Here is an 11,317-nt window from a genome sequence, read left to right as displayed (position 1 = left end):
TGTAGCTGTGTAAGTGCTATATGACATCGCTTGACACGCGTTGGCTTATTCTGGCGTCGGGAACACGCAGACGTACACCTCTCCTCTCCGTCGGCAGGGTAGGATGTGTATAAGAGCCGCCCACCGCCACCACCGCCGCCGGTCGAGGTGATGCCGCCCGTCGACACCAAGGCGGGACGATCCTGGCTGCTGCCGGTCATCCTACTTGCGCTGGTCGTGGTGGCCGTCGCCGCTTTCTTGCTGTATCCGCGCGGTGAGGAACAGACCGCCGCGGCGCCACAATCCGTGTCGTCCCATACTCCAGCTCCTCCGGCGGCCCCCGCGTCACCTCCTCCCCCGCCGACGCTGGCCGAACTGCACGAGCGCGGCCTCGCCGCCGCCGCCGACGGCAACGCCGACGAAGCTTGGCGGCAGTTCCGCAGGCCGGAGGCAGAGAGCTACGGGCCGACGCTGCTGCATTTGGCGCAGGCCCTCGATTCCGTGGAATTCGCGCAGGGGCTGTACCGGGAACCGAACGACATCGCGGCGCTCCAGCTCTACGCGCGGGCTTGTGCCGCCGGAGAAACCAGCGCGCCCGCAGCGCTCGGCCGCCTGGAGACGGAGATTACCCGGCGCGCCCAGGAGGGCGATGTCCTGGCAAGCGAGGCCCTACGCCTTGAAGTGCCCAAGGCGAAAAACGCATGCCGGTGACATTGGGAGAACGAGCGATGCTTGCGAAGACATTGAAGGCGACGCTTCTGGTCGGCGTGTTCCTGGGGAGCATGGCCGGAGTCGTGCCGCTGGCGCACGCGGCGCAGCCGCTCGCCGTTGAGGGTGTGCCCGGCCTCGACCAGCGCATCCTCACCCGGCCTCTTGCCGCTCTCAGCGCGAACCCGGGGGCCAGCCCGGCGTCGGGCGGCGGCGCGCTGCCGACCTTCACGCATTTCTACGTGTTCGAACGCAAGGTCGCGGGGGGCGGGAGCTGGCTGCGCGTCGGTCCGAACCGGAACCAGGCGCCCACCGGCTGGCTGCCGGAGAGCGCGACGGTGCCCTGGCGCCAAGCGGTCGCGCTGGCCTTCAACCAAGCGCCAAACCGCCCGCCGGTCCTGTTCTTCGACCAGCGCCCGCCACTTGACGCCCTGCTCGCCGACCAGCGACGGGGCGAGCGCGTCACGCGGCTCGTGGAAGGGGCAAGGTCGCGGTCGCTGCCGCCGAACAGCGGAGTCCTGGCCATAGAACCGCAACCCGTGGCGGATTTCCGGTCCTCCTTCTACCTGCTGCCGATCCTGGAGGCGCAGGACGTGCAGGTGCCTGGCCTGCGCCGCCGGGGCGGAACCAAGCTGGTGAAGGTCGCCTCGGTTTCCCTGCCCCTGCCGGAGGAGCCGGACGAGGTGACGCAACAGCAAGCCCTGGCGGAGTTCAAGACCGGGGTGGTCTTTGTCATCGACACCACCATTTCAATGGGGAAATACATCGACCGGACGCGCACGACCGTGCGTCGGATGATGGAGCGCATCCGCCAGTCCTCGATCGGGAACAAGGTCAGCTTCGGACTTGTCGGCTTCCGAGACGCCTTGGATGGGCGGTCGGGCCAGGATTACCTGACCCGCGTCTTCCATCCGCTGAACGAGACATTCGACGCCTCGGCCTTCCTGAAGTCGATCGAGGAGATCGAGGAGGCCCAGGTCTCCAACGCCGGCTTCATCGAGGACGGGCTCGCCGGTATCCAAACCGCGCTGCGCATGGAGAGCTGGCCGAAGTTCGGTGGCCGCTACGTCATCCTAATCTCGGACGCGCCGGTCCGCGAGGCGAACGATCCACGCAGCTCCACCCGAATCAGCCCATCGGACATGGCGACGGATGCCAGCTCGCCCGACAGGGCGACCGCGATCATTTCCATTCTGCTGAAGACGCCTCAGGGCAAGGAGCATCACGCCCAGGCGGAGAGTCAATTCAACCAGCTCTCACGGTTCCGCCCGACGGATCGCCGCTACTCCCTGTTCGTTCCCGAGGGCGACCTGGAGCGGTTCGGCACGACGATCGACCAGATGGCCGACGACATCGTGCAGATGTCGGTAAACGCGTCGCAGGGGCAGATGGCCAGCAGCGCGGCCCCGGCTACCCCGGCCGCCGGAGCACAGGCGTCCCCGGTGCTGGACGCCGGCCGCGCCATGCAGCTTGCCTGGCTTGGCAATCGGCAGAACAGCCGCGCGCCCACCGTACTCGAAGGCTGGGCCGCGGATTTCGACCCAGCCGACCCGATGGCGCGCCAAGCCTTCGACGTCAACGTTCTGCTGACGCGCAACCAGCTCAACGAACTCTACCAAGCCCTGGAAGCGATCTCGCAGGCCTCGACACGCCGCCTGGACGCAACGGGAGGCAGCCAGTCCTTCTTCGCGCAGCTGCGTCACGTGCTGGCGACGGCGCAGACGGACCCGACCGCCCTGCAGTCGCTGGACCCCAACTTCGCCAGCCATGTGCCCGACCCGGACGAGGTGCGTAGCCTCAAGGATCTGGTGTCGGGCTTCGTGAACCATCTGCCCTACCAGAGCAGCCTGCTGTCGCACGGGCAGGAAACGCTCGAGGCGCTTAGCGACGCCCAGCTCCATGAGCTGCTGACCGGGATTCGGTCCAAGCAGCAGATCTACAAGAGCTATTTCCAGGATGTCGACCGCTGGGTGAAGCTCAACCCCGCCGCGGGGATCGAAGAAGCCGTGTATCCGGTTCCGATCAGCCTGATGCCATGACGGAGGCCGGAAAAGGGGAAGCGGCGATGCCCTTGATCGACATCGCGGAGCTGCGAACGGAACGGCAGGATGCGGACCGCTGCTTCAGGCTACGAGTGTCCGCCTTCCGGCTGTTCGCCGGCGACCGGGTCGCCGTTCTGGGTCCCAGCGGCAGCGGAAAGAGCACCTTCATCGAGACCGTGGCCTGCGCCCGCGCGCCCTCCTCCGCCTCGGTCCTGACGGTCCATGCGCCCGCGCTGTCCGGTGGTGCCGTCGATGTAGGCCGGGCTTGGGCAGAAGGGCGAGAGTCGCTGCTCACGCGTCTGCGAGCGCAGGTCTTCGGCTATGTTCACCAGACGGGCGGCTTGCTGGAGTTCCTTTCCGTGCGCGACAACATCGCCCTCAGCCAGCGCCTCGCCGATCGGCCCGACCCCGCGTGGATCGACCGGTTGGGCCGAGAGCTGCGGATCGACTCCTTGTTCCGCAGTTCCCCCGCCCGCCTGTCCGGTGGCCAGCGGCAGCGGGTCGCGATCGCGCGGGCGCTCGCTCACCGACCGAGCGTGGTCATCGCGGACGAACCGACGGCGTCGCTCGACCGCGGCATCGCCCGCGTCGTCATGGGGCTGCTGTGCGAAACGGCGGCCACGGCCGGCGCGGCGCTGCTGGTCGCCACGCATGATCTCGCCCTGATCGAGGAATTCGGCTTTTCGGCAACCGGCCTCGCCGACGATGGAAGCCACGGCGCGCTTCAGGCCGTCGCCCTGTCCAGTATCGCCGGAGGCGCGGCATGAGGCTCTGGATCACCGGCCTGTCGCTTGGCCTGCGCGACCTCTTACATGACCGATCCGGCTTCCTCACCCAGGTGCTGGCGCTTGCGACGGTGCTGGCCCCACTGCTGGTGCTTTACAGCCTGCGCGTCGGGGTCGTCAGCAGCCTAGTCGCTGATCTCGCCGAAGATCCGCGCAACCGGCAGATCGTAGCCACCCAGCAGGGACATTATACGCCAGACTTCTTCGACGTGTTGCGGGCTGATCCCCGGGTGAGCTTCGCCGTAGGCCATGCCTCACCGATCGCCCGCGAATTGACCTTCGCAAGGGAAACGCAGGGGGTCGGCGCTCGGGCCGACGGGGTCGTGCTCGGCAGCGGACCGGGCGATCCCTTCCTCGGACGGGACGTTGCGCCGCCCGCGCGCGATGAGGCCGTCCTGTCCCGCGGATTGGCGGCACGGCTCGGCGTGCAGCCGGGCGACCGCGTGGTGCTGTCCGCCGTCCGCCGGCTTGCCGGGGAGGAGGAGACTCTGGCCCTTTCGCTGGCCGTCACCGGCTTCGTCGACCCTGCGCTGTGGGAAGCCGACGGCGCGCTTCTGGCGGATGAGACCCTGGCGGCCGTGGAGCAGTGGCGGGACGGCGCCGCCGTACCGGCCTTCGGCTGGGCGGGCCGCGAGGCGGCGCGCGCCTTCGCCTACAGGAATTTCCGCCTTTATGCCCGCGACCTGCCGGACCTGCGCTCGCTGCACGCCGAACTGGCCGCCCGCGGGCTCCACGTGCGCGCGCCGAGGCTAAAGGAGTTCGAGAACATCATGGCACTGAACGCTGCACTCGGCGTGATCTTCCTGATCATCGCGGCGGCCGGCGCGCTGGGCTTCCTGTTCTCTTTCGGCGCGACACAATGGGGAAGCGTGAAGCGCAAGCGCCCGGCGCTGAGCGTGCTGAGGCTCCACGGCCTACCGCGCTCGCAGGCCGCCTTGTTCCCGGTGGTGCAGGCGTTCGTCGTCGCGGCCTGCGGCTGGGCGCTGGCAAGCGGCGCTTATTTCGCCGCGGCCACCGCGCTCAACCGCACCCTCGCCGACAAGATTCTGGTCTCCGGCACCATCAGCCGCTTGGCCCCCGTCCATTTCGGCACCGCCTTTGCCCTGACTGTCGGCGTGGCGCTGCTCGCTTCCATGACCGCCGCTTGGCAGGTCACCCACATCGAACCAGGAGAAGGCATCCGTGGGAACTGAATGGCGCGCCGTCCTCGGGACGGCCCTCGTCTTGGGAGTTCTGCCCCTGGGCTCCACGGTCCGGGCGCAGGCGGCGAACGCCCCGGCGGCTTGGCCGCAGGAGAATTTCGATCCGCAGCCCGCCGAAGGCGACCTGGCTCTGCCCATGCCCTGCGGCGGCAAGATGATGTTCCGCCGCGTCGACACCTTCGTCGGGAGCGGCAACTGGCTGGCCGACCAGCAGATCCGCATGGGCAGCCCGGACGAGGGACGCGCGAGCAGCGAGGATCTCCGCTTTGGGCGGCTCGTCGGTGGGTTCAGCGAGGGCGGCCAGCCGGAGCGGCGCTTCTATTACATCGGGAAGTACGAAGTCTCACTGGCGCAGTACGATGCGGTGATGGGCAAGGGCTGCGAAGCCAAGGGAACGGAAGGCGCCCTGCCCAAGGAGGACGGAGGGTGGTTCGATGCCATCACCTTCACGCAGCGCTACAGCGAGTGGCTCCTGAAAAACGCCCGCGAGTCGCTGCCCAAGGAGGACGGCGCCCCCGGCTTCGTCCGGCTGCCGACCGAAAGCGAATGGGAATTTGCCGCGCGGGGCGGAGCCAAGATCATGCCCTCGCAGGAGGTCGGGCGCGTGTTTCCGATGGAAGGGCCGGTCACCGATTACGCCTGGATCGGGTCGCCGGACTCCTGCAACGGCCAGTCGCAGTATATCGGAACTCTCAAGCCCAACCCTCTCGGCCTTCACGACGTGCTCGGCAATATCGGTGAGATCGTCCTCGATCCCTATCAGCCGACCGCGCCGGGGCGGCTGCACGGGCAGGTCGGCGGCTTCGTGGTGCGAGGCGGGTCCTGCCTGACCTCCGAGCTGGAGGTGCGCAACGCCGACCGGCGCGAGGAGCCGCTGTACGACGTCGCCGACGGCACGGCGCGTCGTGCGCCTTTCACGGGATTTCGCTTGGCGATCGGCGTTCCCGCCGGGCCGAGCCAAAGCCGGATCAACGCTTTCGTCAAGGCGGCCGAGACGCGGCCGCCCCTAAGCGGAGAGCTGCCGGCGGGGGCCAATCTGGCGGCCGTCACGCGTGCGCTCGCCGCCGAGGCGGACCGGCCGGTGGTCGCCGAGCGGCTGAACCGCCTCGCCTCGGACATCGGGGCAGAGTTGAATCGGCGCAACGAGATTGAGGCGAACGGCGCCCGCATGGCCGTGATGAGCGCCGCCATCCTGATGCGCGGTTACCGCCAGGAAATGAATGAGGCGGACCGGTTGGAAGCCGCTCTTCAGGTCGCTTCGGAATCGGTTCGCCCCCAATATGTGAAGAGCATCGAGAGCTGGCGGAACCGCGCGCGCCTCAGCGGCGAGGCCTATCTCTCCCTGCTCGTCGAGGCGGCGGACAATTTCGGACCGGATCTCCTGAGGGGGCAGCTTCCGCGTGTCTCGGCGGCCTTCAGTTACGACGGCTCGGCCGGGCTGATCAAGATGACGTCTCGCTTCGTCGAGCAGAGCGCCCGCTACAAGTCTCGCCCGCCCAGCAACCTCAACGATTTCCTCAAAGAGGCCTTGCGTCCGCTGTAGGCATAGCTCCGGAACGGCCCCTTATGCGATCACGTCCATTTCTGCAACCACGCCATCCCTGCGCCACAGCAACGTCAAACAGCGTCCCGCCTGGCACCCGTCAGGACAAGTCCATCACGAACAGCTTCTCCTCTTTCCCTCCTCGCACGAGACGAACCGCATGCGACACATCCTTCCCCTAGGCACCGCTCTCCTGCTTCTTCCAGCTGCCGCATCCGCCGCAAGCTTTCCCTGCTCCAAGGCCACGACGCTGGATGAGAAAGCGGTGTGCGCCGATCGGACCTTATCCGGACTCGATGACCGAATGGGCACCGTCTACCGTGAAGCAATCCGACTAATGTCGGGCAGCGATCCCGATGAGAACATCACCCAGAAGGCGGTCAAGCGCGATCAGAAGGCATGGCTCGCCGAGCGCCGCGCCTGCGGCGGTGACACCGCCTGCCTGCGCACCTCCTACGAGCGCCGCTTGGCGGAGATCTCCTTCTCCCCCGCTCCGGCCTCGACCTCTCCGGCTGAGCGCTTCGTCGGCCGATTTGGCTTTGGCGGCTTTATGAGCCTCGATGCGTTGGCGCTACGCGACGGCACCGTGGCCGTGAGCGTCAGCGGCACCGAGCCCAAGACAGCACGCTGGGTCTGCGGCTTTACCGGTATTGGCCACGTCGCTGCCGACGGCGCCCTTCGCATCGAAGCGGCTGATGCCAACATTCGCGGTCTGATCATCACTCCCGCCGCCAAGGGCGGCCTGACGATCCCCGACGGGCAACCTAACGAGGATACCAGCTTCAGCAGTTGCGGCAACGGCGGAACGATCATGCTCGTCTACACGCGCAAGCGCTGACACGCGCAGGGCAACGTCCAGAGTTATCATCCCGCGTCATGCCAGCACATTCACCCTGGCCACTCATCCCGCACGGACTGATGATCACTACTCTAAGCGTCGCCGGCATCGTTGTCCGCGGTATCAACGCACCGCTCTGCGCCTCCATCGTGACCTCATTGCCGCGCTGCTCGATGACACCCCGTTCCGCAATCCGGCCTTGCTCTATCACGGCGGCAGCGCTGACCGCGCCCTTCGTGATCCTTAGCCACCTCTATGCCCTGCCGGAGTTGGAGCACGACCAGCCAACCCGATCTCATTCCACATCAAGGATCCCATGGCCCACATCCTTCACCGCATCCTGCTTACCACTGCCCTGGCTCTGCTGGCACCGACCGCCATCGCCGCCCCCCCGGCCGCAGCCGACGATGCCGCCGCCGCTGCGTCCGCCTTCTACTCTTGGTATGTCGAGGGGGTCGAGAACACGGCGCGCTTCCCCGATGCCGCGGCCGATCAGCGCACGTTGAAACAGCGCGTCACTGAGGCCCTGCTCAAGAATCGCAAGGCGATCATCGCCCGAACCGGCGCCGATCCCTTCATCCTGGCCCAGGACACCGGCAGCGACTGGACTGGCGCCGTCTCAGCGCACACCGTGCGCGGCACCGCCGACGCTGCCGAAGTCCAGGTTGTCCTCGGCCAGCAGGCACCGCACGTCCTCAAGGTCACCATGAAGCGGATCGACGGGATCTGGCGGATCGACCGCGTCGATCTGGGCCGCTGAGCGCTCTGTTGCAGCGTTTGCTGTCAATCGGCTTCCAATTTCCAGCCGGCATCGGCTTGCAATTTCCAGCCACGCTTACGGTTGCAGAAGCTGTTGTCCAGGGAGTCCACGGGAGGGTCCCGCGCGCGCCGCGGAGTGCCCTCATGGCTGACGCAGCGGCGCGCGTGGGAGGGGCCTGTGGGCCCCCTGGGCAACGGACGAGGGGAAGGCTTTGGATCAGGAGCGGTTCTTGAACCGCCAGCTCTCGTTGCCGGTTTCCAAGATGTCGCAGTGATGCGTCAGCCGGCCGAGCAGGGCGGTCGTCATCTTGGCGTCGCCAGCGAACACCGTCGGCCACTCAGCGAAGCTCAAGTTTGTCGTGATCAACACCGAGGTCCGCGAGTACAACTGGCTGAGCGCGTGGAACAGCAGTTGGCCGCCACTCTGGGAGAACGGCAGGTAGCCGAGTTCGTCCAGCACCACCAGATCGACGCGGGTCAGCTGATCGGCGAGCTTGCCCGCTTGTCCGGCCCGGGCCTCGGCCTCCAGCCGGTTCACCAGGTCGATGACGTTGAAGAACCGGGCACGGGCGCCGCGGCGCACGCAGTTGGCCGTGATGGCGATGCACAGGTGCGTCTTGCCGGTCCCGGTCGAGGCAGCGACATACTGCCCGATATCAGGGCCAGGACGTAACGATCCACTACCCTTTTCATCCCCGGTGCGGCGAACGTGTCAGCGTCGTCCGGCGTCACCGCTTGCGCGGCATCGTCGTGCTGGTGGTCGAGCAGCCGGACGGCACGGTGACCCACGTGCCGGAATGGATGACCGCGCCGGCGGCCGGCAACGCCAGCCTTTGTGACGCCCCCCGGTTCCCGTTGGGGGTTCTCCAGGAGTTGCGCCTGGCCACCGACGCCGCCCTGTCGTTGCTCCGCGAGCGACGCAACGGAGGGCGGCATGAGACACCCCAGAGCGACCGTGCAACCAGACCTGTTCACGCCGACGCAGCCGGCGACCGTCCTCCCGCGGGAGGTGGCGCAACGGCTGCTGCCGCTTCTGGAACAGCTCCTGCTGGAGGTGCTGGCGAGCGAAACCCCGACGGCGGAGGCGAACGATGAGCAAGATCACGCCTGATCATCTCGCGCGCCATGCTTACGTCTACGTCCGCCAGTCCAGTCCGGACCAGCTCCTGCACAACCACGAGAGCCGCCGCCGGCAATACGGGCTGGCCGACCGCGCCCGCCAGCTCGGCTGGTCTGAGGTGGTCGTCATCGACGACGACCTCGGCCGTTCCGGCGGCGGGATCGCCCGCCCCGGGTTCGAGCGGTTGCTGGGGGCGATCTGCGAAGGGCGGGTCGGCATCGTGCTGGCGATCGAGGCGTCGCGGCTCGCCCACAACGGTCGGGACTGGCACACGCTGCTGGAGTTTTGCGGCTTGGTGGGGTGCTTGCTGGCCGATGAGGACGGGGTTTATGACGCGAAATTGCCCAACGACCGGCTTCTCCTGGGCATGAAGGGCACGATGAGCGAGATGGAACTGTCCATCCTGCGTCAACGCTCCCTGGAGGCCCTGCGCCAGAAGGCGCGCCGCGGCGAACTGTTCTTCACCGTGGCGGTCGGCTACATCAAGATCCGTCACGACCGCATCGCCATGGACCCGGACCTGCGGGTACGTGAGGCGCTCGCCCTGGTGTTCCGCAAGTTCTCCGAGTTCCAGAGCATCCGGCAGGTTCACCTCTGGCTGCGTCAGGAACGGATCCGGCTGCCGGCCGTCGAGCGGACCGCCGAGGGACCGCGCGTCGTATGGAAGCTGCCGGTCTACAACACCCTCCATCACCTGCTGACCAACCCGATCTATGGCGGGGCCTACGCGTTCGGCCGCACCGGCAGCCGGGTCGGCGTGCAGGATGGGCGCAAACGGGTGGTTCGCGGCTTCCGCCGCGCGCAGGCGGAGTGGGAGGTGTTGATCCCCGAGCATCACGAGGGCTACATCTCGTGGGCGGAGTTCGGGAGGAACCAGGCCCTGATCGCCGACAACGCCAACAGCAAGGGGATGATGACCCGCGGCTCGGTGCGCCGCGGCGACGCGCTGCTGGCCGGGCTGCTGCGCTGCGGACACTGCGGGCGACGGCTGCACGTGGCCTACAGCGGCACGGACGGTTACTGCGTGCGCTACGACTGCCGTGGCGCGCACCTCAATCACGGAACCGAGCGCTGCATCTCGTTCGGCGGGTTGCGGGTCGATGCCGCGGTGGCGGCGGATGCCCTGCGGTTCCTGGCCCCGTTGGGGATCGAGGCGGCGCTGCGGGCGATCGACGCACGCGAGGCCGATGGTTCCGAGACGCGGCGGCAGGCGGAACTCGCCCTGGCTCAAGCACGCTACGAGGCCGAGCTGGCGCGCCGCCAGTATGACGCCGTCGATCCCGACTACCGCCTCGTGGCAGCCGAACTGGAACGCCGGTGGAACGACCGGCTGGTGGAAGTCCATCGCCTGGAGGAACGCTTGGCGGCGTTGCAGGCCGGCCAGAGCGCAACTCCCACGGCCGAGGAGCGGACCCGCCTGATGGCGCTGGGGGCTGACATCGAGACGCTTTGGCATCACCCCGGCGCGACGGCGGAGACGCGCAAACGCATCTTACGGACCGTTATCGCGGAGATCGTGGCCAAGGTGGTCGATGACACGATCCAACTGGTGATCCATTGGCAGGGCGGCGATCACACCCGTCTGACGGTGCCGAAGAACCGGAGCGGCAAGCACCGCTGGCGGACCGACGCCGACACCGGCGATCTCATTCGAGCTCTGGCCCGGCAGCAGACGGACGGCTGCATCGCCGCGATCCTGAACCGGGCCGGCAAGCGCACCGGCAAAGGCAACAGTTGGACCGAGGCGCGGGTGCGCAGCTTCCGCAATGCCCATGGTGTCGCGGTGTACCGGGAGGGCGAGATCGCCGAGCGGGGCGAGGTGACCCTGGAGCAAGCGGCCGACCGGCTGAAGGTCAGCAAAATGACCGTGCTGCGGCTGATCGCCGGCGGAATCATCCAGGCAAGCCAGGCGTGCAAAGGAGCGCCATGGGCGATTCCGGAGGCCCAACTGTCCGGGCTCGAACCGTTCCGTCCATCGACACGCCGTCCGGTAACAGAAAATCCGGATCAGCAGGCCTTTGATTTTCAATGACGTAGCGAGGTGGGCATCATGACGCGGGAACGGGTCCCCCGATGAACACGGCGTTGCGCTGGGTTTCCAGAAAGCTGCCATCGTGCAGGTCGCGCACCAGCCCCTCGTTGAGGGGACTGGCGGTGAAGTCGAACTCGGCCAGCGTCTTGGCCAGGGGCAGCTTGGCGGCGCCGAGCTGGTAAGTAAGCGGAGCGTGATCGCACCGGATCAGGCGTTGACGGCGGGCTTCCAGTTCCAGGGGAGCAGATCGGCGAGGCGTGCGGCGGGGTAGCCGTTCACCATGCGCTCCAGTACGTCGCGCAGGTAGGC

General features: G+C 67.5%; 11 protein-coding genes and 1 pseudogene. 9 read left to right on the top strand and 3 right to left on the bottom strand.

What is annotated here, in order from left to right; translation table 11 throughout:
- Positions 1 to 150 precede the first annotated feature (150 nt).
- The 7 genes from DS843_RS30465 (at position 151) to DS843_RS30435 (ending at position 7,857) form a co-directional block, all read left to right on the top strand.
- Complete coding sequence (locus DS843_RS30465; protein ID WP_149472562.1) at positions 151 to 690, top strand: hypothetical protein; 540 nt, start codon at positions 151 to 153, stop codon at positions 688 to 690.
- 17 nt (positions 691 to 707) lie between these two features.
- The gene (locus DS843_RS30460; RefSeq protein WP_149472561.1) at positions 708 to 2,726 is read left to right on the top strand and encodes a vWA domain-containing protein; all 2,019 of its coding nucleotides are present in this window, start codon (positions 708 to 710) and stop codon (positions 2,724 to 2,726) included.
- Positions 2,727 to 2,752: 26 nt separating this feature from the next.
- Positions 2,753 to 3,496, top strand: a complete 744-nt coding sequence (locus DS843_RS30455) for an ATP-binding cassette domain-containing protein (RefSeq protein WP_167525543.1) — start codon at positions 2,753 to 2,755, stop codon at positions 3,494 to 3,496.
- Positions 3,493 to 4,707: an ABC transporter permease gene (locus tag DS843_RS30450; RefSeq protein WP_149472559.1), complete on the top strand. Its 1,215-nt coding sequence runs from the start codon at positions 3,493 to 3,495 to the stop codon at positions 4,705 to 4,707. The genes DS843_RS30455 and DS843_RS30450 overlap by 4 nt, the downstream gene beginning before the upstream one ends.
- Positions 4,697 to 6,259, top strand: coding sequence for a formylglycine-generating enzyme family protein (locus DS843_RS30445; protein WP_149472558.1), 1,563 nt, complete (start codon positions 4,697 to 4,699; stop codon positions 6,257 to 6,259). The genes DS843_RS30450 and DS843_RS30445 overlap by 11 nt, the downstream gene beginning before the upstream one ends.
- 160 nt (positions 6,260 to 6,419) lie before the next feature.
- Entirely contained in the window at positions 6,420 to 7,097 is a 678-nt protein-coding gene (locus DS843_RS30440; protein ID WP_149472557.1) for a lysozyme inhibitor LprI family protein, read from the top strand.
- A 316-nt stretch (positions 7,098 to 7,413) separates the two neighbouring features.
- The gene (locus tag DS843_RS30435; RefSeq protein ID WP_149472556.1) at positions 7,414 to 7,857 is read left to right on the top strand and encodes a DUF3828 domain-containing protein; all 444 of its coding nucleotides are present in this window, start codon (positions 7,414 to 7,416) and stop codon (positions 7,855 to 7,857) included.
- A 216-nt stretch (positions 7,858 to 8,073) separates the two neighbouring features.
- Here the strand turns inward: DS843_RS30435 and DS843_RS30430 are convergent.
- A pseudogene (locus tag DS843_RS30430) lies at positions 8,074 to 8,499 on the bottom strand (ATP-binding protein); the annotation flags it as partial.
- Between the two features lie 291 nt (positions 8,500 to 8,790).
- Here DS843_RS30430 and DS843_RS31485 point away from each other — a divergent pair.
- Both DS843_RS31485 and DS843_RS30425 read left to right on the top strand, forming a co-directional pair.
- The gene (locus DS843_RS31485; protein WP_167525542.1) at positions 8,791 to 8,967 is read left to right on the top strand and encodes a hypothetical protein; all 177 of its coding nucleotides are present in this window, start codon (positions 8,791 to 8,793) and stop codon (positions 8,965 to 8,967) included.
- Positions 8,948 to 11,008: a recombinase family protein gene (locus tag DS843_RS30425; protein ID WP_149472555.1), complete on the top strand. Its 2,061-nt coding sequence runs from the start codon at positions 8,948 to 8,950 to the stop codon at positions 11,006 to 11,008. The genes DS843_RS31485 and DS843_RS30425 overlap by 20 nt, the downstream gene beginning before the upstream one ends.
- Before the next feature lie 16 nt (positions 11,009 to 11,024).
- On the opposite strand, the gene DS843_RS30420 is transcribed toward DS843_RS30425, so the two are convergent.
- Both DS843_RS30420 and DS843_RS31480 read right to left on the bottom strand, forming a co-directional pair.
- Positions 11,025 to 11,216, bottom strand: coding sequence for an ATP-binding protein (locus tag DS843_RS30420; protein WP_408902102.1), 192 nt, complete (start codon positions 11,214 to 11,216; stop codon positions 11,025 to 11,027).
- Positions 11,216 to 11,317: transposase domain-containing protein (locus tag DS843_RS31480; protein WP_167525541.1), on the bottom strand; the 102-nt coding region annotated here is incomplete at its 5' end. The genes DS843_RS31480 and DS843_RS30420, both read right to left, overlap by 1 nt.

Origin of the sequence: Roseomonas genomospecies 6, assembly GCF_008365375.1 — a bacterium.
Taxonomy (GTDB): domain Bacteria; phylum Pseudomonadota; class Alphaproteobacteria; order Azospirillales; family Azospirillaceae; genus Azospirillum.
Note: the sequence above shows the minus strand (reverse complement) of the source record. Positions and strands in the feature narration are given on the sequence as shown.